Raw genomic sequence first — 25,744 nt, 5'->3', positions numbered from 1 at the left:
ACGTTCGGACAAATCTTTTTCTATGATAAAATTTATTTATATAAGCATTCACGTTAAGCTAATTTAACCCATAAAGGGATTAGTGTGTTTTTGGGGTTTAATCCATTAATCCCCACCTACGCCAAATAGGAGAAACATTTGCAGGTAACCAGAGATTTTTTCCTAAATCAGACCAAGGAGTAGGGCGATGAAAGTCGGAGCCAATTGAAACATCTAACTCAAATTCTTGAGCTAATTTCGCAAAATGTGTTCTTCTATCAGGCGTCAGTTGGCTGTTCGCGACTTCAATCGCATCTCCCCCCATCGATTTGAACTCTTCTATTAATTTTCTTGCCCATTTACCTTTCAACGGATAGGCATAGGGATGCGCTAAGACTGCGTATCCGCCAGCTTTGTGAACTACCTCGATTGCGGTCTCTATTGCACACCATTGTGCACTGACATATCCTACGTTGCCTTTGGCTAAATATTTATCAAAAGCTTTTTGATGTGATTTAACCTTATTTATCTTATATAGATGCTGTGCAAAATGATTTCTTGTGATCATGGGCATAAAACGCGCTATGTCAGCCGAATCCCCTTTTAATTCTTTTAATATCGTCTCTAGGCTATTAAATACATCTATTTTTTCAAGCTTTTTATCTATCGCCACTGCCCTTGTATGGCGTTTTTCATCTTGGGATGCCAATAAGGCCTCTAAATCAGCATTTTGAATGTCGATATTCAAACCGACAACATGAATATCATGACTGAGCCACTTTGTAGATATTTCTACACCGCTTATCAATCGAATTGGAAGAGACTCAGACTCAATTTTCTTTTGGGCAAAAGGAATAGCTTTAATACAATCATGATCGGTAATCGCTAGATAATCTATTCTATGCGCAACAGCTCGCTCAATAAGTTCTTCAGGGGATAATCTCCCATCAGATGCGGTCGTATGTGAATGTAAGTCAAAAAGGGTATTTTTTATCAAGTGCTAAGTCCAATGGGTTTTGAATGACAGATAAAAGCCAAAAAAGTTCCCTATAAAAACAAATTCTTACACTAAACTGCAGATTAGCGAAAGAAGTAACTTTTTTTAACAACGAATCGTGGAATAATCACTGAACAAACAATTCATAGTTTGTGATTTTATTTATACCACTGTTAAATTAATTAAATATCATATTGTTTGATTAGTTTAACAGTGTCAACAAATTTAACCAAGGATGAGGTATAAAAATGAATCGTAAAATACTAGCAGTAGCAATTACCGCTTTATTAGCAGCTAATGCAGCTAATGCAGCAGAAATTTATAACAAAGATGGCAACAAAATTCAGCTTAAAGGTAAAGTAGAAGCCGCATATAAATTTAATGGAAAAAGTGATTTTAGATCGGTTGAAGAAGGAAAACTACAAAATGATAAAATCACGGGAAATCATAGCAACAAGGACAAAACATTTGTGCGCTTTGGTTTTCATGGTGAAACTCAAATCAATAGTCAATTAACAGGCTATGGCGTATTTGAACATCAGTTTAATCCTGATAACCGTGAAGGCAATACGAAAGATGATGATAATACTCGTTTAGCCTATGCTGGTTTGAAATATGCTAATTTGGGTTCTTTAGATTTTGGGCGCAATGTGGGCGTCGTTCAGCATGTTCGTGACTTTACTGATAATGCCCCTGTTTTTGGTGGTGACGGTTTTGGTGGTGGTGCCGATCAGTTTTTAACGGGAAGAGCATCGAGTTTGGCCACATATAGTGTAACCGATGCCTTTGGGTATGTTGACGGGTTAAATATGTACCTTCAGTACCAAGCGAAGCATGAACATAATGACGCGAATAAAGTGCGTGAAGATCATGGAAATGGTTTTGCTTTCACAACAACCTATGAGCATGAACAGACAGGGTTAGGCGGAGCGTTTACCTACGCTAATAGTGATCGTACTGAAGATCAAAGACAAGAGGCGTTCGGTACAGATGGCAATCATGCAGAAATCTGGGGTATTGCGGCTAAATACGATGCGAATAACATCTATGCAGCGATAAGCTGGGCGCAATCAAATAACTTAATTGATGTAAGCAAATATGGTTCTAAAGATGGTTATTATGCCAATAGCACAGATTTTGCGCATAAAACTCGTGGGTTAGAAGTACTTGCTAACTATACATTTGATTTTGGTTTAACACCTAGCATTGTATATAACCAATTAAGGGCTCGTGATTTAAGAAACTTTGATGAAACAGGTATTGCTAAAACAAATGCATATGTTGTTAAATATATAGGTGTAGGGGCAGAATATGCATTTAATAAAAATATTGACATGGCAGTAGGGTATAAATTTAATCTAATCGATGAGGACGCAGTTTATACTAACTATCGTGGTATTCACAGTGACGATCAAGTTGAAATGCGCTTAACTTACAACTTCTAATCGTTTTTAGTTCTAGTAAAAACAATTAATCAAGCCTTCATTAAAAAAAATTAATGGAGGCTTGATTTCACTCTGCATATCAAAGAACTCCTCCATAGCTTTTTAAATCTTTATGATTAAGTTCTCATAATTAAATCCTCATAATTAAATCAATTCTAAGTGCTGTTGTGATGGATAACTAATTTGTTATCAATTGAGTCGACTCCATTAAACTTTAGATACCTTTTACTTTCACCGTTCGTAATTAATTGAGTTAGCTAGAATCATTAATTGTTTATCAATAAATGAGGATGTACATTTTGAATTTACCAAATAAATTCAAATCATCCTATCTTGCTCAGTGTGTTAGTGTCTTACTAGTATTCGCTACGATCATAAGATAATGATTGCTAATTCATTTTTAACAAATTAATAATTGCGTACACTACTTTAACAACGCGAATGAACTTTAAATGAAAGCCCATAAAAAACAGTAAAGCTTATTTGTTGGATGACGAATAAATTAAGAATAAAAGAAATTTATTTACTAAAAGTCATAAAAAACACACAATAAATTAACAGTAAAATTGATTTTTAACGCAATAGTAGTGTGTTTTTTGTTCAGTTGGACGGTTGTAACAATTTTTTAGGGAACTAATTTAAATTGGATTGAAAACAAAAAAGAATAGGTATGTATTTTCTTTATAATCATTAATTTAATTTATATTTCCATCATATAATGTATATAGAAGGAGCTCAAAAAAGTTCCCTTTATATACATTTCTTTACAAAATAAACTCAATCTAGCTAAAATTTATCTTTATTTACACAAAAAATATGGAATAATAATCAGCACAAGCCAGAAAAAGCTTGTGTAAATTTATTACATACACTTACAGTGAAGTTGTTTTTTGAAGTAACAGCGAAGTAGCTCTAAGGGTAACTAACTTAAAACCAAGCAGAGGTATTATAATGAATCGTAAAGTACTTGCAGTAGCAATTACAGCTTTGTTAGCAGCTAACGCAGCTAACGCGGCTGAAATTTATAACAAAGATGGCAACAAAATCGAGCTTAAAGGTAAAGTTGAAGCTCAATATACTATTCGTGGTGATAGCGATAGATATGTTCGTGATGGTAATAATAACCCTGTTTTTTTTGCTAAAGAAGAGCATGCGAATGAAGATGAAACTATTGCTCGCTTAGGTTTCCACGGTGAAACTCAAATCAACAGTGAATTAACTGGTTACGGTGTTTTTGAACAACAATTTACTCCTGATAATCGTTCAGGAAATGGTGATGACACTGATGAAACTCGTTTAGCATATGCTGGTTTAAAATATGGTAACTTAGGTTCTTTAGATTTTGGCCGTAACAATGGTATTGTGAAATATGTTCATGATTTCACTGATAATGCTGCTGTATTCGGTGGTGACGGTTTCGGTGGCGGTACGGACAGATTCATGACTGGTAGAGCTTCGTCAGTTGCTACTTACTCAGTTCATGATGCTTATGGTTATGTTGACGGCTTAAATATGTATGTTCAATACCAAGCTAAACATAATGAAGTTGGTACTGATGCTGATGGTTTTATTACAGGCGGCTTAAAAGAGTCTAATGGTGACGGTATTGCTTTCACTACTACTTATGAGCATGAAATAGGTCTTGGTGCAGCTGTTACATATGCAAACAGCGATCGTTTAGAATCACAAAGATTCCTTGGAATTAATGTGATAGATCCAGCAACTAATACTACTTCATTCATTGGTACTGGTTCAGATGGCAACAATGCTGAATTCTGGGCTATCGCAGCTAAATATGATGCAAATAACGTGTATGCGGCAATCAGCTGGGCAGAAAGTAATAATCTTCACTTAAATGGCGATGAGACTGAGTTTTACAAAAAGACTCGTGGTCTTGAAGCAGTTGCGAATTATACATTTGATTTTGGTTTAACACCAAGCATTGTTTATAATCAATTACGTGCTCGTGATATCAAAGACAATGGTATTTACACAGATGCTAACAATAGAGTATCTGATGCTTATGTAACTAAATATGTCGGTATTGGTGCAGAATACTCATTTAACAAAAACATGGATATGGCAGTAGGTTATAAATTCAACTTAATTGATGATGAAGCAGAGTATACTAACTATGCTGGTATTGCTGCTGACGATCAATTCACAGCTCGTTTAACTTACAGCTTCTAATTTAACTTCTCACTTATGTGAGAGTTGAGTTAAAGTAAATAAAAACAGCACTTCGGTGCTGTTTTTTAATTTAAATGTGAGTATTAATTTAATTTTTATTCTTCTGAATTTTTAAGCTATTTCGAGTAATTCCCATCAAACTTTGTCTCATTGCATTTTGCTAATATTTTTGCCAATTAAAAATTAGTAATGATAAGATGCAAAAAAAAATTTTATATCCCTTTTTTTATTACACCCACACTGGTATGATTATTAGTACGTTAAGTTAATTATTTCTATTAATATCTGTATTTGATTACTGATTCAATAGCGATAATATTTAGTCTATTCCACTTTTAATACTCAGGAGCCCCTATGTTTGAAAACATTATCAAAGCACCCGCCGATCCGATTTTAGGTTTAGCAGATCTTTTTAAAGCCGACTCTCGCCCTAATAAAATTAATCTTGGGATCGGTGTGTATAAAAATGAATTTGGGGATACACCTGTATTAAATAGTGTTAAAAAAGCCGAAGCGCTTTTATTAGAATGCGAAAAAACTAAAAATTATTTAGGGATCGATGGGTTAGCTGCGTTTGCAAAAGCTACACAGGAACTTTTATTTGGTAAAGACAGTGCGATTATCAGCGACAAAAGAGCATCAACAGCCCAAACTCCAGGTGGAACAGGTGCTTTACGTGTTGCTGCTGAATTTTTAGCAAACAATACTTCAGCTAAGCGTGTTTGGATCAGCAAACCTACCTGGCCAAATCACCATAATATTTTTAAAGCAGTCGGCATCGAAGTATGCGATTATGCTTATTATGATGCGGCAAATAAATCTCTTGATTTTGAAGGCATGCTCGAGGATTTAAACCAAGCGCAGGAAGGTGACATTGTTTTATTCCACGGATGTTGCCATAACCCTACAGGTATCGATCCTACTTTGTCCCAGTGGGAACAACTCGCCGATTTGTCTCGAGCAAAAGGCTTATTACCTTTATTTGATTTTGCGTATCAAGGATTTGCTAGAGGCTTAGAAGAAGATGCCGAAGGCTTGCGCGCCTTTGCTAAAAATCATAGGGAATTAATGGTTGCCAGTTCCTACTCTAAGAATTTTGGCTTATATAACGAAAGGGTAGGTGCTTGTACATTGATTGCAGCATCTCAAGAAGATGCTGATAAAGCATTTAGCCAAATCAAATCCGTCATTAGAGCAAACTATTCAAATCCTCCAGCACACGGTGCTTCTATCGTAGCGACTATTCTAGAAAATCCTGTTCTTCGTAAAGAGTGGGAATCGGAATTGACAGATATGCGTGCCCGTATAAAAAAAATGCGTGATGAATTTGTTCGTCTTCTTAAAGAACATGGCGCGACACAAGATTTCAGTTTTATCCAAAGGCAATACGGAATGTTCTCCTTTAGTGGGTTAAATAGCGATCAGGTTGCGCGTCTAAAAGATGAGTTCGCTATTTATGCGGTAAGCTCAGGTCGCATTAATGTGGCTGGGATGACTGATCATAATATTCAAGCTCTATGTAAAGCCATTGTTGCTGTGTTATAAGTGAGTTTTGCATATTATTTTCAAGTCTGTCGCTAAAACTCGTTAACTTATTATCCTCAAGCGCTAAGGCTGCTTGGGGATTTTAGTTTTAAGGAGTAGATGATTTAAATCATTCGTATTAATTGACTCTATTTTATTTTTACTTTCTTTTTAGGGACAAAAAGAGACAACAGAACCAAAGGAATTAAATGAACGACACTAATCCACTAAAAAAAATTAAGCTCACAAATCCAATTCATTTTCTAGCTGTTGGACTAGGAAGTGGCTTATCTCCGAAAGCCCCTGGTACGTTTGGGTCAATTGCTGCTATCCCTTTATGGTTGCTTTTTTATCAACTACCAGAAATAGAGTATGGGATCCTACTTATCCTCACTTCTGTATTAGGGATTTATTTATGTGATAAAACGGCTAAAGCAATGGGTGTCCACGACCATGGCAGCATCGTATTTGATGAATTTGTGGGTATGTGGATAACACTATGGCTTATCCCAAGTTTTCATTGGGGATGGATACTGGCCGCATTTTTATTTTTTCGCTTCTTTGATATTTTAAAACCCTGGCCAATAGGCTGGTTTGATAAAAAAGTCGATGGGGGCGTGGGAATTATGATTGACGATATTTGGGCAGGTATTTTTGCTGCAACATGTTTATGGGCAACAGGAAACCTGTGGTCTTATTTTATGACTTAGTCATTGCTTAGTAATGGCTTAGTTATGTTTTTAGGCCTATTAGGTTTATTAGCTTTGATTGCAAGGGATATTTTTAGTGTTGAGTAAAATTACTCAAAGTAGTGCTTTTTTTACTATAGACAAGAAATGAAACACTCGCGTAAAAAATAAATCTACTCACAGGCGAAACATCTATATAAAACGTTAGCTACAAGTAAATACTTTATAAGTATGAATATTAAGAGGTTAGGATGCAACACAATCATTTAAAATTAACTACAGATTCAACATCCACTCTCCCTAAAGGATTTTTATGGGGAGGAGCAGTCGCAGCTCATCAAATTGAAGGGGGGTGGAATAAAGGCGGGAAGGGGATGAGTACTGCTGATGTGATGACTGCAGGTGCGCATGGTGTCAAACGTAAAATTACGGATGGTATCGTCGAAGGGGAGTATTACCCAAATCATGAGGCCATAGATTTTTATAGCCATTTTAAAGAAGATATTAAGCTCTTTGCAGAAATGGGTTTTAAATGTTTTAGAACGTCAATTGCATGGTCACGTATTTTTCCAAAGGGAGATGAGCTTGTACCCAATGAAGAGGGACTTAAATTTTATGATGAACTATTTGATGAATGTCTTCGGTATGGTATTGAACCTATTGTAACGCTTTCGCATTTTGAAATGCCTTACCATTTAGTTAAAACCTATGGCGGCTGGAAAAATCGTCAATTAATCACTTTTTTTGCGCGATTTGCAGAGATCTGTTTTCAAAGATACCAGCATAAAGTCACTTATTGGATGACTTTTAATGAAATCAATAATCAATCAAATCATCAAGAAGACTTTGGGCCCTTTACCAACTCAGGCATCATTTTTGCACCGAATGAGAATAGAGAGCAAGTGATGTATCAAGCCGCTCATTATGAACTAGTGGCCAGTGCTCTGTGTGTTAAAATTGCAAGAGAGATAAATCCTGCAATGCAACTTGGCTGTATGATTGCCATGTGTCCTGTGTACCCTTATTCTTGTAAACCAGATGATATGATTATGGCATTAAGTGCGATGCAAAAACGTTATTGGTTTGCTGACGTGCATGCAAGAGGTCATTACCCTGCCTATATTGAGCGCTATTTTCAAAGAAAAGGATTTGAATTAGATATTACTTATGAAGATTTGGCCATATTAGAAGTCGGTACTGTCGATTACATCGGTTTTAGCTACTATATGTCTTATACGGTTGCTGCATCTGAAAATAATCCTCACTATGATTATAATGAAAATAGAGATTTAGTCCGTAATCCACATGTTGATGCTTCTGATTGGGGATGGCAAATCGATCCTAAAGGTCTTCGCTATGCTCTTAGTTGGTTCTACGAGCGCTATGAATTACCTTTATTTATTGTGGAAAATGGCTTTGGCGCCATAGATGAAAAATTACCAGATGGATCAGTGGATGACAGCTATAGAATAGACTATCTTAAGGCGCACATTGAGCAAATGAAAATTGCTGTCAAAGAAGATGGTGTCGACTTAATTGGTTATACACCTTGGGGATGTATTGATCTGGTTTCTTATGGTACTGGAGAAATGAAAAAACGCTACGGCTTTATTTATGTTGATAAAAATAATGACGGATCAGGCACTCTTGAACGCAGTAGGAAAAAGTCATTTGAGTGGTATAAAAAAGTTATTGCTTCTAATGGGGAAGTCCTTTAATACCTAAGATGCACTGATGTTAGTTGCATTTGCTCATGTCTTGTTGCGAAATAAGTCACTTGCAACATCACATGGGTATGCGCTGATTTAAGTTGTTCAGTATATTGCGCTGCGACTTAAACATTTAGCTGTAACGGCCATAAATAGGTCCTTAATCATCAATGCAAAGAAAACAAACTTTATTTATTTTATATCGTCATTATACTTAATACTTACTAATTGCTGCTTTTTTATCACAGATACTCTAACGTAATTTATGAAAAAATCATTCAAGCAAAAATTATTTTCTTTGTGGTCTAAAAAGCAAGAACCCAATGATGATGAAAAGTTTAAAAGATTTATCTTTGACGGTTGTTTAACAGAAGACTTTTCGTTTGAGGGTGAAAATTCTAAAGAGCTTCCATTTAAAAGCCAATTACAGGATATTTCTTCTTCTACACTTTTAGACGACAAAGCGCTATTTTTTGAATGCAAAGCAGAACCTCTTGCCTTACCGAAAGGGGTTCATCGTTTTACGTTACGGGTAGAAGGACTTGATATTGAAGGATTGCAGGCCGGTGATGTGACAAAGCCTGTTTTAGTCCTCCTCCATGGTCAATATTCCGATGCTCATACTTGGCTTGAGCAGCTAGGCTCTTCGGATTTACAAACGCATTATCACATGCTAGCCTGGTCAGCGCCTGGATATGGTTCAAGTGAACCTTGGCCCCATAGTAATCCTAGTGGACTGAATTTTGCACTGATGTTAAAGGCCTGGCTTCAACAACAAGATAAAGAACATATCATTTTAGTTGGACATGGTCTAGGAGCGCTTGTGGCATCATCTTATAGTGCTCGCTTTGTCCATGAAGTTGACGGATTAATTTTAGTCGCGCCAGAGCTAGGTGTTTTGCAATCAGGGCGTTATAGACGACAAACAAGTCATCTTGATACGAATATTTTGATGACGTTTGGAAAAGAAGCATTTTGCCGAGAAAAGCTTAACTATTTGATGGTTCCAAGATTTTCTGTCATGGACACTGAAGCGTTAAGGCAACAGTGTATTACTTTTAATCTTCCGAATGAAACAAAATTTGTCAGTAAACTCAATGATGAAGAGTGGCAATGCTGCGCTAAAAATATAGCAAATCAGCTTTTAATGCTTAATCCAGAAGCATTTGAAGTCACAGCATGGACTATTTTGAATGAAGATTTAGAGTCCTATCGACGTTATTATCATGGGTACAGTGAGGTATGGGCTGCTGAATTTGATAGAATGGTCAAGCAGCATGATGCAAGAAGACTGGCTTCTCGTTATCAATCGACTTATCAATTATTTCAAGGGGTGGGACATTTTTTTCATATAGAAGATCCAAAGTGTTTTAATGATGCGTTAGTTCAATTACATCAACGAATGAATGAGTTCCAATTAAAGCAACTTAATTCTCGATTTAACCAAATGTAATTCTAAAAATAGAAGAATGATATATTCATAGGAAAAATGGCCAAATTATAAGATAATACTCGAGGAGTATTTCTCAATCATTGCTCACTATATTAAATGAGCGTTTAATATCAACAGGAAAACAGTTATGTCAAAAGTTATAAAAATAGCGGCCGGAACTCTAGTCGTGGGTGCAGTGGCTTTTTTCGGAAGTACGTATTATGTGAGTAAGCAACTGAATAAGAACATCGATACCATTGTCTCATCGGTTAACACAAAATTTTCTGAATCGAACTTGCCTCTTACTATAGAAATAAGTGATGTTTCTGCCAGCTTTTTTAACACTTCGGCGGTTCTGAATTTAAAAACAAATGATAAAGTTTTAGCCCGCTTAGATACAAAAGCGTCACATGGCCCTTTTGTTGGTTTCCCAAAACTGGGTTTAGCCAAAATTGAAGCCACGTTGACTGATGATAAGGGATTACAATCAATAATAGATTATTCTAAATCACCTATGCAACTGGCTCTTGATGGTACGGTTGGCTTTAATGGTGGATTTAATTTAGCACTTGCTGTCAGTCCGTTGGATAAAGATGTTCTGACAGGTAAACTGACCAGTGGTAACTTAAATGCACTTTTTGTTTACGAACCTCATTCAACCCTTAATTGGCAATTAAGTACCCCTAAATTAACTTTCTCTGAGAGTATAGGTACTAGCGCATCTGATAGTGCGTACAACTCTTTTACTCTCGATATGTTTGTGTTAAAAGGCCAGTTAGGATTTACTCAAGATTCTTCCAAACCTAACAGTGCTTTATATCATTTAAGTGTCGATAAAGGTGTCGTAACTAATGCCGTTATGCCTGAATTATCTGCAGAGTTTAACAAGCTCATGCTCAGTTCAACGTTAGCTGACAACAAAAGCAATCAACTTCTTCTTGATGCTGCTTACCAGTTACAATTAGATGCGCTAAAAGTAGGTAAAGTAGCATTAGATGGCATTCTTCTCGATGCTAAAATTGGTAAAATGCCTAAAGAGAGCTTATTGATAAACTCTTCTGTCGGTGCTGAAATGAGCTATATTCCACTGATTCTTAAACAATCAGTTTTAATGAATAATCAGTCCATTTTAAACTATGAACCGACATTCTCGATAAATGCATTAAATCTTGCTAATTCAGCAGGTAAAATGACGTTTTCAACAGACTGGACGCTTAGAACCGCTAAAAATGATCAACCTAGCGAATCAGTAGCAGATCTTTTTGTCAAAGAGATGAATATGAATCTTATGTTAGATAAAGCATTTGCGACTCAGATGATCAGTCAAGTTCAACAAATGAACTCAAAAATGAGTGAAGAAGAAGCAAATAAAGCGGCAGAAAGTATGCTCGGAATGTTTATTGATTTGTCTCAATTAAATGGTGAACTATTTGATGTACAAGAGAAGCAAATTTTGCTTAATGCTACGTTGAAAGACGATAAAGGTATGCTTAACGGTCAAGCAGTAGAAGATTCACGTATCTATGATTTAATTTCTAGTTCTTTGAATTTCTTGTAGACGTTTAGTTTACAAATCTTCTTTTCTATAAATTGTTTAAAAAGCTTAAATGTGAATGGTTTGAATAGCCTGAGCATTTAAGCTTTTTAATTTTTAACATTTTCTCCCTCGATATGAGATGCTTTTATTGTTTTGTTCTTTCATGATTTGCTCTATGTAATGCGCATTTTTCTTATTTAAGCATTTTTGTATGGTTTATGGTCAATGAATTAAAAAGCAACGCTTTAACTTTTAAATAAATCACAGATCTTATTAAAAAAACACTCTAAAATCATGGTGAATTTTTAATTGAATTTAGCAGTTTTTATTTCTCTTTTAATAAAGGATAACACCATGCAAGCTATTTTTTATCATCCAACGGCTGATTTTTCATTATGGCAAAAGGCTTTTACCCAGTCTTTAGATGGCTTAACGCTTTTTGATTATCAAGGTAATAGTAATTACAGTAAATGCGATATTGATTTTGCTTTTGTTTGGGCGCCTCCAATAGATATGCTCACACAGTTCCCAAATCTTAAAGCAGTTTTTGTTTTAGGTGCTGGTGTCGATGCGATACTCGATGAAGCACAAAAACACCCAGGCTATATACCAGAAAATGCTCCTTTAGTTCGTATTGAAGATGGGGGGATGGCGCTTCAAATGGTTGAGTATGCACTTGCAAGGGTATATCACTATTTTCGTCGATTTGATGCTTATGATGCTCTAAAACGTAAAAAAAAATGGAACCCTTTAGATGCATTTAGTTATGAAGAGTTTTCAATAGGAATACTCGGTGCAGGTGTTTTAGGTAAGGCTGTTGCGACTGCACTTGTCAATGCTGGATATCGTGTTAAAAGTTTTAGCCGCTCAGCGCAAAATACGCCTGGTGTTGAGGGCTTTTATGGTGCAGATAAGTTAGATCATTTTTTACAAGGTACGCAATTACTGATTAATCTTCTCCCAAGTACACCTGAAACAAGAGGAATAATCAACCACTCTTTGCTCCTTAAGCTTAATAAAGGATGCTACTTTATTAATCTCGCTAGAGGTGCGCACGTGATTGAAGAAGATTTATTAGCACTTCTAGATAGCGATCATATTGCAGGTGCTAGTTTAGATGTATTCTCTAAAGAACCTTTAGATATCGAGCATCTCTTATGGGAAAATGAAAAAGTGTTCATAACCCCACATATAGCTGCTAAATCTTCTATTAAGGAAACAGTCTCTCAAATTAGTCAAAATATCAGAGCCTTTAATGAAGGTAGGCTGATGAGTGGTGTAGTCGATAGAAAAAAAGGGTATTAATTAAAATATAGGGGTGTTGACATTAAGTTTGTTGACTTAAAAATTTTTTTATTCATTTTACCTTGGCCACAAAAGTCACTTTAAATGTTAGGCTTCGAAGGGCCTATTTTGTAAATCACTTCGGCTGCCTCATTAATAACTCAATTTATGGCTTATTTGAATAAAAAGGGCTTTTCATTTACAGTGATAAAGATTACTATTAATTTATAAGATTAATGAGTAGCCTCAATATATAGACCCAATGCTCGTAATAAAGTTGTACTGTAAAGTTAAATATGGTGTTATAGTAAACTGTAATTAAAAAAATTAATCAACTTTAATATAATACCAGTTAAACACATTTTCAATAGACTGTGTTATTAGCACTATGCACTGAATAGATGCTATAGCCAACCAAACAACACCCCATCTTTGCTGATAGGGGTGTTTTTTATTTTGTATCGTAATTAAGATGTGACTTGTAAATAGGAGTTCTATGATGAATAAGCCCCAAATTATTATTAATGAATTAGATGCAGAAAGACTTGACGACATTTTATCACAGCCTCAATTTGCTAATACTGCTGTGGCGAGTGCATTGAATGAAGAATTAGATCGTGCAGATATTGTTCAACCTAAATATGTCCCCGATGATATTGTCAGTATGAATAGTCAGGTTACTTTTATTGATTTGAACAGTAATGAAGAACTCACGAGGACACTAGTCTATCCTGCCAATGCTAAAGACAGCAGTGTGCATATCTCCATTATGGCTCCTATAGGTGCTGCACTCTTGGGGCTTCGTGTTGGTGATGAAATTACGTGGGCTTTACCTAATGGCGTTGAAACAAAAATTAAGGTGAAAGCGTTACTATATCAACCTGAATCTGCAGGAGATTTACACCGCTAAGTGCTAAGATTGGGTCCCTTATTATGGATTCATTGCGGAATTTGTTAAGATAAGCATAATTTTTTGCCGTGAGCACTAAAAATACGACAAAAAATATTACAATAGGCTTTAAAAATTACCCGTGGGTTATTGTGATTTTTTTAGCCTCTTAAGCCAATGCACTTGTTTTTTTGTGATGTTATCTTTAAAATCATAATGTTACTACCCTTAAAGCCTTCTTGTAAAATTGATGAGTTAAAGTCAGATAAATTAAATAGCGAATGCATTTTTCCTTGAATGCACAAGCGATTGCAACATGAGTTAATTTGACAAGTAAATTCTCTATTCTATCATCCTCCTATTCTCCTAAATTAAGTTGATAGGTTAATTTTGTGATAATTCACATACTTTTTAACTGGTTCACTTTAATAAAAATCCTTTGAAATATTTCCTTGCTAGAATGGGTCTTAATTCATCAAATTTATACTTCTTTAATATTTAATTTGTATAGTATATTAGGTCACTTAGGCTTTAGATTAAGGGTATTTAAGCACATCTCTTTTATTGTATTATATATTTGTAGTCTTGTAGTTTAATCAACCTAGATATTATAAATCAAGTAAGTGGAAGACTAATTAACGGAATTAAAAAGGCAAATAAAAAAGCGTGAAATAGAATGTTTGAGAAAATGTTTTCTTTATTTTTACCTGCGTCATTATTTTGAAGAGAGTTTTGATGGAGTTAAACTACCTTTAACTAAACGGATTTAGGATGGTATGGGATGATTAAATGGATTAATCAATCATTATGTATATTTTTTGCAAGTGTCATAACAAATTTAAGCCTCTTTGTGGTATTGGCATTTTTTACGAGATTGGTCATGCTATTTTGGTTAAAGGATGAAGATCTTATTGTTGATTTTTCTAGTGTGTTGCCAGTATTTATTATGGGTTTGAGATTCGATCTTAAAATTGGAGTGATTTTTGCATTGTTGGTTGCCTTACCTCTATTTTATTTTACACCAACAAATCGATTTATTCGTATTTGGCAAAGTACCCTTTGGGTGGTTGTGCTAATCGTTTTAGTGGCTAATTATGGCTATTTTTCTTTTTATGGTTCACCTTTTAATGCTTTGGTATTTGGTTTATTTGATGATGATACATTTGCTATCATTCAAACACTCATCAGTGATTTTCCTATTATAAAAATGACTATTTTTATTGTATTAGCAGTAATTTTCTTAATGAAAATCAATGTATTAATCTCATCTAAACTGACCCAAATTTTTTTAAATAGGCTCAAAAAGAGTATCTTTGCGCCTATTGCCTATTTGTGTTTTTTTCTATGTTTAGGTGTTATGGCTAAAGGGACACTGGCTGGTGTTGCTTTACAACGTCAGCACATGGTCGTTACGAATAATTCTTTTCTCAATAATCTGGTGCCTAATTACCTCTCATCGCTTTATTATGCGTTGGCTGCAAAAAAAAATGAGCCAAAAATGTCGGATACAGAAGTTTTGGTGCGTCAATTAGGGTTTTCTTCTGTTTTTGAAGCCGCTGATGCTTTAGGTTTCAAAGTAACGACTGAAGAGGAATTATTAAACTTATTGTATACGAAGAGTGAGTTCTCATCCGAGCAATATGAACATTTAAAAATGGATAGGCAGAAAAGTAACAATGTGTTGAGTAGTAAACATGCTCCCAAAGATCTACTCTTTTTTTTGATGGAGAGTATGGGACAAGAACCTTTTATCTATCAGAATGATGCGTTTGATGTATTAGGCGAACTGAATCGGGCAAAAGCGTTTGCATGCCACTTTGATAATTTTGATGCGATTCAAAATGGAACTTTTCCCAGTTTAGAGGGGATCTTATATCATTCTCCTATTACACCACTAACTCAGGGTAAATATGCATATAACACGATGCCTTGGTCCGTAGCGATGAGATTAAAAGAGGCTGGTTATCATACGGTATTTTTTACCGCTGGTCGAGCTAGCTGGAGAAACTTAGATCAATCATTACCCAATCAGGGATTTGATGAAGTGATTGATGCCGGTTTTATTTTACAAAATTATCCAGAAAGTTATATGGATATGTGGGGAGTCCCTGATGAATTCTTATTTGCAGCTATTACTGATTATCGTAAGAACTATCAAATAGCCCAAAAGGCGGCTGTAGAAAAAGTACCTCTTTTTATTTTTGTACTTACTATAACGAATCACCCTCCTTACACGTTACCTCTTAATGAAGAGAGTCCTCACTTAGATTTAACCTATTGGTTAGGCGATAAAAGTTCCCCCCTTTTAGAAAATAATCTTAAGACTTTTAGATATTCAGCTAATCAATTGGGTAAATTTGTATTGAATGCAAAAGAGGATATCATGGCCAATCGATTAGTGATTGCTGCCACTGGCGATCATAACGCCAGAACATTTGGCCTTTATACCGGTTTGAACCGAGCATCTTTAGCTCATAAGGTGCCTTTTCTTGTTTGGGCAAATAAAGAGAATTGTGGGCATCAACTTCATTTACCGGCTTCTCATCGCGATATGTTCCCTACACTCTTTGAGTTACTAAATGTTGAGATGAGTTATTTAAAGTCAGGACGTAATTTATTTGATGATCGATTTGATGGCCAAAATGCATTAGCTTTGCAATTCACAGGTGATGTGCGCAATTTTCAGAATCAATGGTCACTGCTTAATACTTCTTCATGTGAGCTAGATTGTAAAAATGATCCTCTTATTTCCATTGAATCTCACTCTAATTGTCCCCAGATAAATCATAATGAGACAAAAATTTGTCAGCAATTTATTCAGCAAGATCTTGAGGCAAGAGCACATTTAGCTCTCGCTGATTGGCACATTCGCTATCAGTTGACACAAAAAGAATAATTATTTTCATTTAACTCTTGCATTTTAGATAAAAATCTGAAAAATAACAGCTTATGTCTAATTCATTACTGTAAAGTTAAAATGGATCAGACCAAGAAGAGGCGCACTATCTAGGTAGCTTATTTGAAGACCGCATCTAATGAAAATAAGTCAGGGAGTGTAGTGCCGAGAGTGTTGTTTTGCGGAAGAACAATACTCGGCTACAAAGGCTGAATCCTTTGGGCTGTCACACGTGCCGTTCAATTGGCCACAAGGTGGAGCACTTCTTTGCAAAGAAAATATGCTCGTGCATATAATGAGATATTCTCATACTTCTAGCGAACCCGCCCCCTCCTTGTGTTAACCTACTATTAACACGAGATAAACTATGAATCAAACAAGTCATATACAAGCCCCTTACTCTTTAAAAGAGTCTTCTTTACATACTCACACTGATTTTAGCTCAGTTCCTAAATTAGATATCACTATCGCCAAATTTGGCGGAACGAGTGTAGCCAATTTCGAGGCAATGACCCGTTGTGCTGATCTTATTTTATCTCAACCGAAAACAAAATTAGTGGTACTTTCTGCTTCCGCAGGCGTTACTAATCATCTGGTGAAGTTAGCGAATGGATTAGATGATGTAGCTAAAAGTGAGACTTTAGCTGCTGTAAGATTGATTCAAGAAGAAATCTTGGGTCATCTTCAAACTGAATTTCAACCAAATCAAGCATTAACAAACTTACTTGACCGCATAGACGTATTGGCTAAAGAGTGTCAGACTAAAAATATATCTTCGGATAAGCGAAGAATGTTGGCCGATGAATTAGTTGCTCATGGTGAACTGTTATCAACTACATTATTCACAGCAGTTTTGCAGCAAAGAGGCGTTTGTGCAGTCTTTTTTGATGTGCGTGGTGTAATGAAAACGGACAGTTTTTTTGGCAGGGCGATGCCAAAAATAGAATTGATTACTCATTATGCAGAAAAAACCTTAAAAGACTTAGTCGCTGATAATATTGTTATTACCCAAGGATTTATTGGTTCTAATGAGCAAGATCAAACCACTACGCTTGGTCGAGGAGGCAGTGATTATAGTGCAGCGTTATTAGCAGAAGGGTTACATGCCAGTGAAGTGGCTATTTGGACCGATGTCCCGGGTATTTATACGACTGATCCTCGTATTGCTCCTCTAGCCCGTCCTATAAAAAACATCTCTTTTGTTGAGGCGGCTGAAATGGCTACGTTTGGTGCTAAAATCTTACATCCTGCGACTTTACTGCCAGCAGTTAGGGCAAATATTCCTGTATTTATTGGTTCAAGCAAAGATCCAAACGCTGGAGGGACTTATGTTAGTCAAGTGACTGAAGAAACTCCACTTTTTAGAGCATTGACTCTTAGAAGAGATCAAACCCTTCTCACGCTTCATAGCCTGCAAATGTTACATGCAAGAGGCTTTCTAGCTGAAGTTTTTGCCATCTTAGCAAGGCATCAAATTTCAGTGGATTTAATCACTACCTCAGAAATTAGTGTTTCTTTGACATTAGATACAACAGGCTCTACTACCACAGGTGATGCCTTAATAACACCATCTTTAATTGATGAGCTCAATGCCTTATGTCGTGTTGATGTGGAAACGGATCTGACGCTTGTGGCGCTTATTGGAAATCACTTAACTAAGAGCGCAGGAGCAGGGGCTGATATTTTTGATGTACTGAGTCCTTATCCTATTCGTTCGATCTGTTTTGGCGCCAGCAGCCACAATTTTTGTGTTTTGGTTCCATCAAAAGATGCTGATGAGATTGTAAAAGCTCTACACAAAAAATTATTTGAATAGAGTTTATAGTATAGCTAGACTGCTTAATCCATTGTCTGATTATGGATTAAGCAGATATTTTGGTATGATGTTATCTGATTGATAACACCGAGTAACCATAAGCTGAAACATGTTAAGCGTCTCTAGGTAATCCTTTTTTTATACTTCGAACCAATCTTTTTTGTTGTTGCGTTACTAAAATAGCCTGTCCTCTATGGCGAGAGATAGCCCAATCAATATGTTCATCGACTAATTCGGATAGTCCCTTTTTTTCATTCAGTGCATTTATGAATAGAGGACTTTGATTTTCATCAAAAGGAATATTACCTAGAGCCGTTGCAATATTGCGAAGCCAGGCAGCATAACCAATTCTTCTAATAGGCGAGCCTTCTGTTTCCTTTAAGAAAGTCATTTCATCCCAGCTAAATAATGACAGTAAAGTGGGAGCTTTGAGTTTTTTATTTGCAATAAGTGCTTCTAACTGGCCTAGTGGGGCAAGTCGATTGTGTGGACAAATCAGCTGGCAGTCATCACAACCATAAATACGATTTCCCATTAAGGGTCTAAATTCTAAAGGAATAGCACCTTTGTTCTCAATGGTCAGATAAGAAATACACCGTCTTGCATCGACAATATAATCATCTACAATCGCTTGTGTCGGGCAAATAGTACGGCAAGCTTGGCAAGTACCACACAGAGACTCTATAGTCGCTGGTGATTCTTGTAAATATAATGGCATGTTGATTAATATTTCACCAATAAAAAACCAAGATCCCGCCTCTTTATTAATTAACAAGGAGTGTTTTCCTACCCATCCTAATCCTGCTTTGGCTGCTAAGGGTCTTTCTAAAATTGGCGCAGAATCAACAAATGGTCGATAGGAGAGTGATAATTTTTTAAACCACAGGGGAAGAATTTCTTTTAATTTTTCTACTAGTTGGGCCAGTTTTTTTCTCATTACCTTGTGGTAGTCACGTCCCAAGGCGTAGCGGCTAATATAACCAAGTTCTGGTTGAGACAATACTTGAGCAAATTTAGCATCCGCAGGGAGATAATCTAACCTGACAACGATTGCACTTAATGCCCCCTCAAGTAATAGGTTGGGGTTTTCTCTAAGCTCTAGATGATTATGCATCCACTCCATCGAACCATGATAATGGTTATCTAACCATTGTTTTAAACGCTTGTGCTCGTTCTTGACGTCTAGATCACAAAAACCCACTTGGGAAAAACCTAGTTCTAGACTTAATTCTCTTATAGTTGCTTTGATGAGCGTTATTTTTTCTGTGCTAAGAGGTGAGTTGTTTCGACAGTTATCCATGGGCCTATTATCTAACGTGAAAAAAAGTCCTCATTTTGAGGATAAAACGGTATAATAAATAGCTAAGGCAAAAAGTGTTCTTATTAGCAATACACCAGCGTATTTGATTGACGATCGTAATAAGGCAATTTTCACGTTAATCTTGAGTATTATTATGTTAATCCATTAGGTAACATAGTAGCAATATTATATCAAAAAGCGTGGCATAATAAGCGCAATACAATACAATACAATACAATACAATACAATACAATACAGGGCAGAGTAATACAATTATAAGTGATAAATTCTATGACAGTGAAACACAGTTTTTTTCTAAACGATGAAACACAGACCCAACAACTTGCTGCCACCTTAGCACAAATTTTACATGTTCCCTTGGTAACGATTCATTTAGAGGGGGATTTAGGTGCTGGCAAAACAACATTTAGCAGGGGGTTTATTCAGTCACTTGGCCATAAAGGCCACGTTAAGAGTCCAACATATACACTTGTTGAGCCATATGAATTAGGAAATAAACGTATTTTTCATTTTGATTTGTATCGCTTGGCTGCTGCAGAAGAGCTTGAAATGATGGGCATGAGAGATTATCTTACTCCAATGCATAATCAGCAAGTGATCTTATTAATTGAGTGGCCCTCAAAAGGGGAAGGTGTGTTACCATCCCCCGATATTTTACTTAAGTTAAGCCATAGTGATTCAATTAATGAACCTAATAGAAGACACGTTTTATTAGAAAGTCAAAGTCCAATCGGTGAATCAATATTAGGGGCTTTTCAATTTGCAGGTAGAGACTAACTCAAATGAGAAAATCTAGCTATTACATACCCAAAACATTATTAATATGATTAAATCAACAAGCCCAATTATTGAATTTGCAGCAACTAAGTGTACTCAGTCTATCAAAAGTCTATCTTTCATAATGTATTTAGTTAAAGCATTGCACACGTTTAGGAACGTCTTGTTTACTATTGTATGCTTCCTTTTGGTTGGGATCAGTTTTAGTACTCAAGCTGCAGGTTATCTGATAAACCTAGAATTTACTAATAGACCTAATGAGTCATCCCTTACTCTGGCTTTTAATTCGTCTGTCAAGGCAGATATATTTTTTGATGCAAAAAAACAGCAGCTAAATATTGATTTTGATGCTAACAATGCACTACAAGGTTTGCCGTTTGAATTCAGTGGCGCTAACCTAATGAAAGCGCTTATCGCCAGTAATGGCGCAAAGGGGAAATCCAGATTGATTGTTCCTGTAAGTCAGCCTATTTCCGCAAGTAAATCCCTTATAAAAAAAGGAGAAAATTATTTTTTATTGATTTCAATTAAAGCCACTACCACTCCGGATGCTCGGAATAATGGCAACTCGCCAGCAGCGCCTAAAGAAGATGTTTTTTCTGTATTGAATAATAAAAATAAGTCAGTAGTACCTGGAAAAGAAGCAACTAAGAATACAGGTAAAGTAGCTAATTCAACAAATAATACAACCGCAAAAACAGAAGCTAAACAAAAGTTTATAGAGCAAAAGGGTAAAGATAAGCTTAAAACAGCGGTCCCAAAACGTAATCAAACTGAACAAACAAAATCGCAAAATCAAAGTAATTATTCATCAGGTCCGATTGTCATTGCCATTGATGCAGGGCATGGAGGTAAAGATCCAGGAGCTGTTGGTCCTGCAGGACAACAAGAGAAAAAAATCGTCTTTGCAGTGAGTAAAAAATTAGAAAAGCTCCTTGAAAATGATCCGATGTTTAAACCTGTTTTAACCAGAACAGGAGACTATTTTATCAGCGTACCTAAACGCTCGGAAATCGCAAGGGAACAAAAAGCCAATCTACTTGTTTCTATTCATGCCGATGCCGCGCCAAATAAAGAGGCAAAAGGAGCTTCAGTTTGGGTACTCTCCAACAAAAGGGCTGATACTGAAATGGCTGGTTGGCTTGAAAAGCAAGAAAAGCAATCTGAATTACTTGGTGGCGCGGGAGATGTACTATCTGGAAATGAAAAAGATAAATATCTGAGTCAAGCCGTTATAGATTTACAATTTGCACATGCTCAGAAAGTAGGATACGGAGCTGCTTTAGAAGTACTAAAAGGACTTGATCAGGTAGGGAAGTTGCATAAGAAAAAACCTGCTCATGCGAGTTTAGGTGTTCTTCGTTCACCTGACATTCCTTCATTACTTGTTGAAGTAGGGTTTGTTAGTAATAAGGATGAAGCGAAATTGATAAGTAGTGAAGCTTATCAAAATAAATTGGCTGAAGCGATATATGCTGGTCTGAAACAATACTTTTTAGATCACCCAGTCAATACATCAGGATCGCTAAGAGCAAAAAGTATGCCCAAAGCTCAAGCAACTAAAAATAGTGCTAAAGGATACCTAATCCATAAAGTAAAAAAAGGGGATACACTCATAAAAATTGCACATCAATATCAGGTTAATCCTGATGAGATCAAACAATTAAATAAAATGAAAAGCGATAATGTACTATTAGGACAATCACTTAAAATCCCTAAATAGCAAATAGCAAATAGCAAATAGCAAATAGCATAAAAATCAGATAAGAAAACTCTAAAATAATCGTATAGATAAAAAGAGAAACACAATATAACCTTCTTTTATCCTTCAAGAGGATGGAACTAATGCACATTGAAATTTTACCTCCGCAGTTAGCGAATCAAATTGCCGCAGGTGAAGTGGTTGAAAGGCCCTCATCTGTGGTCAAAGAACTTGTAGAAAATAGTCTTGATGCAGGGGCGACCCACATAGATATTCAAATAGAACAAGGGGGAGCGGGTCTTATTTTAATTCGTGATAATGGCTCAGGAATTCCTAAAGAGGAGTTGTCCCTAGCATTGTGTCGGCATGCCACAAGTAAAATTAAAAATATGGATGATTTACTCTCAATCTTAAGTTTTGGATTTAGGGGAGAGGCACTTGCAAGTATCAGTTCAGTTTCTAGACTTACTTTAACCTCAAAAACGGCTGAACAAAGTGAAGCTTGGCAAGTTTATGCTGAGGGACGTGAGATGAATGCTGTTATTAAACCGGCTGCCCATCCTGTTGGTACTAGTGTTGAGGTGCGTAATCTTTTTTATAATACGCCCGCTAGAAGAAAATTCTTACGTGCAGAAAAAACGGAATTTAATCATATTGATGAAATAATAAAGAGAATTGCGCTGATTCGTTATGATGTTGCTTTCACTCTTTCTCACCAAGCAAAAAAGTTAAGAGAGTATCGGGTTAATCCTAAAAAAGAGTTATCACAGAAACAAATAGAGAGAATCGAAGCGGTTTGTGGATCTAAATTTATTGAAAATGCTCAACATATTGAATGGACACATTTTGACTTGTCTATAACAGCCTGGATATGGCCTAATTTGGGCTTAGAAAATGAAACACATTTTACTAAGGGTATTCAATTTTGTTATGTTAATGGCAGAATAGTCAAAGACAAAGTGATTCTGCATGCGATAAAGCAAGCCTTTGCACATTATTATCCGGCTCTGTTGGCTTCTGATGATAAATTGGCTTATGTTATTTATTTTCATTTACCGCCAGAGCAAGTAGATGTCAATGTTCATCCTGCTAAGCATGAAGTGAGATTTCATCAAGCCAGATTAGTACATGATTTTATTTATCAAGCGGTTGTTGAATCGCTTAAAGCACAAGAGTATCGTCAACACACTGATTCTAATCAACCTATCATACCTGTGATTAGCGATGAAAATAGGCAAGCTGCTGGTGATAATCAATTTGCAACACAATCGTCTCAATTAACACCGAGTGAACATAGTGTATTAGAAAAAGTTGCCCCTAATTCTGGTTTTTCCTCTTTACATCCTTCTTCAGTTCCTGAAAAAGATACTTTGTCTGCAACAAAAAAAGTAGATACACCCAATGATATTTTAGAAACCAACCCCAATTTCGAAAAGAAACAAACACCATTTAATCTGAGTGAATATATGGCAATTTCTGATGGGGCAAAAGAACAAAATAATCCTCAAGTGAATCGGCAACAAATTAATAATAGTTATTCACATCAAACCAAAGCGCCTACCAGAAAAGAAAGACAGCTTTATGAGTCATTACTCTTTTGTGCAAAAACAAAACAGACGGAATCCTCTTGTGATATGACTGCGTTAGTCAGTGAAAAACATGACGGAAAAGAAACTCAACAAACTCAGTTTTTCTCTGCAGACAATGAAACTGAGGAAAATGTAACTCGATATAAAACATTTGGCAAAGCGCTTTATATTTTAAATCAACAAACGGTTCTATTAGTCCGAAAGAACAGTGTAGAGCGAGATGAATTATTTTGTGTTTTTTTACCAGATGCTGTTTTACAATTAAAGAAACTACAACTTCATCATGTGGTCAATCAAGGGGTGTCTCAAGCGCTCTTAGTCCCGATTACCTTAAAATTGAATGATAAAGAGTGGGAGATATTGAAAAAAGTTTCCTCTTATATACCACCGTTAATGATAAGTTATCGCTTAGACAGTCGTTTAAAAAAAGTTGAAGTTGACACTGTGCCTGCTCCCTTGAGGCATTGTGATATTAGTTCTGTCTTTATGTCATTGATTTTATTTATGGGTAACCTCATAGAAAAAAAAGAGAATCTAGAGGAGTGTGAGTTAGCAAATTGGTTATTGCAGGAGTCTATTAATTATCTTGCGAAAGAGATATCCATTCAATCACGTGAAGTACAAACTCAAAATTGGTCGTTAGCGCAAGCAATTTCATTAATTACAGAGTTAGAAAATCTGGGAGCTTTCGAACTTGAAAATATCATTCTTTTTCTCAGTAGGAGAGTGGAAGGATCTTATTAATACTTCTAAATGAATGATGGGTAATTATTATTTTAATGTCCATTTGTATGATTTGTTTACAATAAACTATAGAAAGATTTATTTTTAAATGCTATAAAAAAATAGCAGTTAATACATCTGTCCGGAAGGAAACGTTATGCTAAAAACTGAGTCTTTACCTGTATTAATGCTAATGGGGCCTACAGCCTCAGGCAAGACACAACTTGCTATGGACTTATACGATAGCTTTCCTATTGAGATCATAAGTGTTGATTCCGCGTTAATTTACCAGGGTATGGATATCGGCACGGCAAAGCCTACTTCAGCAGAACAGGCAGCTTACCCGCATCATTTGATTGATATTTTGTCGCCAAGTGAAACTTACTCGGCTGCAGAGTTTGTGACAGATGCTCGTAAATTGATTAAAGATACTCATCATAAAGGTAAAATTCCTTTATTGGTGGGGGGAACGATGCTCTATTTTAAAGCACTGCTAGAAGGATTGTCACCATTACCTAAAGCGGATGAACACTTAAGGGCGCAAATATTAGAAAAAGCTCTTGAACAAGGCTGGCCTGCCTTACATGGTTTTTTAAAGCAAGTCGATCCTAAAACTGCGCAAAGACTACATGAAAATGATGGTCAACGTATTTCTCGTGCACTTGAAGTCTACTACTTAACAGATAAACCATTAAGTTTGCTTCAAGAAGAAAAAGGACCCTGTTGGGATTATCCAACGTTACAGTTTGCGTTATTGCCTGAAGACAGAGGGTGGCTGCATGAGCGTATTGCGAGGAGATTCGAGCTTATGCTAGAACAGGGCTTTATTGCAGAAGTAGAAAGTCTCATGCGCCGTGGGGATTTAAGCATTGATATGCCATCAATGCGTTCAGTAGGTTATCGCCAAGCTTGGGAGTATCTTGAAGGTAAATGTGATAAAGAGACATTTATATTTAAAGGAATTGCTGCGACAAGACAGTTAGCTAAAAGGCAAATTACTTGGTTGAGAAGTTGGCAAGGAGCAAGATTGATAGATTGCCAGCGTAGTCAATCACTTAGTCAAAGAGTCATTCTTGACTTGCGAAGTCAAATTGAAAAATACCCTATATTTATGTAAAAAATGTTACATAATGCTAGCGAGATTTTAACACTTTAGTGTATGATCATTATGCTTTTGAATAGAGGTATTTTTAGAATAGCCGTAATTTATATTTTAAGTTATTGAATTTAAAATTTTTATTCTGC

The 25,744-nt window shown here is 36.0% G+C and carries 16 protein-coding genes, 1 pseudogene and 1 riboswitch; of the genes and pseudogenes, 15 read left to right on the top strand and 2 right to left on the bottom strand.

Going from position 1 to position 25,744, the window contains the following annotated elements; translation table 11 throughout:
• Positions 1 to 97: 97 nt before the first annotated feature.
• A complete protein-coding gene (locus tag ACFFIT_RS06525; protein ID WP_385876842.1) occupies positions 98 to 976 on the bottom strand; it encodes a PHP domain-containing protein in 879 nt (292 codons plus the stop codon).
• Between the two features lie 248 nt (positions 977 to 1,224).
• On the opposite strand from ACFFIT_RS06525, the gene ACFFIT_RS06520 reads away from it, so the two are divergent.
• From ACFFIT_RS06520 to lysC, 11 genes are all read left to right on the top strand, one after another.
• Positions 1,225 to 2,421, top strand: coding sequence for a porin (locus ACFFIT_RS06520; protein ID WP_385876841.1), 1,197 nt, complete (start codon positions 1,225 to 1,227; stop codon positions 2,419 to 2,421).
• A gap of 951 nt (positions 2,422 to 3,372) precedes the next feature.
• On the top strand, positions 3,373 to 4,611 hold the full coding sequence (locus ACFFIT_RS06515; protein ID WP_385876840.1) for a porin: 1,239 nt from the start codon (positions 3,373 to 3,375) through the stop codon (positions 4,609 to 4,611).
• 354 nt (positions 4,612 to 4,965) lie between these two features.
• Positions 4,966 to 6,156 (top strand): amino acid aminotransferase, encoded by a 1,191-nt coding sequence (locus ACFFIT_RS06510; RefSeq protein ID WP_385876839.1) that lies wholly within the window; start codon positions 4,966 to 4,968, stop codon positions 6,154 to 6,156.
• Positions 6,157 to 6,344: 188 nt separating this feature from the next.
• A complete protein-coding gene (gene pgpA / locus ACFFIT_RS06505) occupies positions 6,345 to 6,845 on the top strand; it encodes a phosphatidylglycerophosphatase A (protein WP_385876838.1) in 501 nt (166 codons plus the stop codon).
• A 230-nt stretch (positions 6,846 to 7,075) separates the two neighbouring features.
• Positions 7,076 to 8,542, top strand: a complete 1,467-nt coding sequence (locus tag ACFFIT_RS06500; protein WP_385876837.1) for a 6-phospho-beta-glucosidase — start codon at positions 7,076 to 7,078, stop codon at positions 8,540 to 8,542.
• 256 nt (positions 8,543 to 8,798) lie between these two features.
• On the top strand, positions 8,799 to 9,986 hold the full coding sequence (locus tag ACFFIT_RS06495; RefSeq protein WP_385876836.1) for an alpha/beta fold hydrolase: 1,188 nt from the start codon (positions 8,799 to 8,801) through the stop codon (positions 9,984 to 9,986).
• 127 nt (positions 9,987 to 10,113) lie between these two features.
• Positions 10,114 to 11,523 (top strand): DUF945 family protein, encoded by a 1,410-nt coding sequence (locus tag ACFFIT_RS06490; protein WP_385876835.1) that lies wholly within the window; start codon positions 10,114 to 10,116, stop codon positions 11,521 to 11,523.
• A 333-nt stretch (positions 11,524 to 11,856) separates the two neighbouring features.
• Positions 11,857 to 12,807, top strand: coding sequence for a 2-hydroxyacid dehydrogenase (locus tag ACFFIT_RS06485; RefSeq protein WP_385876834.1), 951 nt, complete (start codon positions 11,857 to 11,859; stop codon positions 12,805 to 12,807).
• Between the two features lie 478 nt (positions 12,808 to 13,285).
• Entirely contained in the window at positions 13,286 to 13,696 is a 411-nt protein-coding gene (gene rnk, locus ACFFIT_RS06480) for a nucleoside diphosphate kinase regulator (RefSeq protein ID WP_385876858.1), read from the top strand.
• A 760-nt stretch (positions 13,697 to 14,456) separates the two neighbouring features.
• On the top strand, positions 14,457 to 16,571 hold the full coding sequence (locus tag ACFFIT_RS06475) for an LTA synthase family protein (RefSeq protein WP_385876833.1): 2,115 nt from the start codon (positions 14,457 to 14,459) through the stop codon (positions 16,569 to 16,571).
• A gap of 88 nt (positions 16,572 to 16,659) precedes the next feature.
• A riboswitch (Lysine riboswitch) is annotated at positions 16,660 to 16,844 on the top strand.
• A 94-nt stretch (positions 16,845 to 16,938) separates the two neighbouring features.
• Positions 16,939 to 18,387, top strand: coding sequence for a lysine-sensitive aspartokinase 3 (lysC, locus tag ACFFIT_RS06470; protein ID WP_385876832.1), 1,449 nt, complete (start codon positions 16,939 to 16,941; stop codon positions 18,385 to 18,387).
• Positions 18,388 to 18,499: 112 nt separating this feature from the next.
• On the opposite strand, the gene queG is transcribed toward lysC, so the two are convergent.
• Entirely contained in the window at positions 18,500 to 19,687 is a 1,188-nt protein-coding gene (gene queG, locus ACFFIT_RS06465) for a tRNA epoxyqueuosine(34) reductase QueG (protein WP_385876831.1), read from the bottom strand.
• Between the two features lie 291 nt (positions 19,688 to 19,978).
• Between queG and tsaE the strand changes: the two genes are divergently transcribed.
• The 4 genes and pseudogenes from tsaE to miaA all read left to right on the top strand — a co-directional run bounded on the left by tsaE (position 19,979) and on the right by miaA (position 25,616).
• A complete protein-coding gene (gene tsaE / locus ACFFIT_RS06460; protein ID WP_385876830.1) occupies positions 19,979 to 20,485 on the top strand; it encodes a tRNA (adenosine(37)-N6)-threonylcarbamoyltransferase complex ATPase subunit type 1 TsaE in 507 nt (168 codons plus the stop codon).
• A gap of 163 nt (positions 20,486 to 20,648) precedes the next feature.
• Positions 20,649 to 22,208, top strand: coding sequence for an N-acetylmuramoyl-L-alanine amidase (locus ACFFIT_RS06455; protein ID WP_385876829.1), 1,560 nt, complete (start codon positions 20,649 to 20,651; stop codon positions 22,206 to 22,208).
• 122 nt (positions 22,209 to 22,330) lie between these two features.
• A pseudogene (gene mutL, locus ACFFIT_RS06450) lies at positions 22,331 to 24,268 on the top strand (DNA mismatch repair endonuclease MutL); the annotation flags it as partial.
• 388 nt (positions 24,269 to 24,656) lie between these two features.
• Complete coding sequence (gene miaA / locus ACFFIT_RS06445; protein WP_385876828.1) at positions 24,657 to 25,616, top strand: tRNA (adenosine(37)-N6)-dimethylallyltransferase MiaA; 960 nt, start codon at positions 24,657 to 24,659, stop codon at positions 25,614 to 25,616.
• Positions 25,617 to 25,744 lie beyond the last annotated feature (128 nt).

Source organism: Thorsellia kenyensis (genome assembly GCF_042432445.1).
Classification (GTDB): Bacteria; Pseudomonadota; Gammaproteobacteria; order Enterobacterales; family Thorselliaceae; genus Thorsellia; species Thorsellia kenyensis.
Note: the sequence above shows the minus strand (reverse complement) of the source record. Positions and strands in the feature narration are given on the sequence as shown.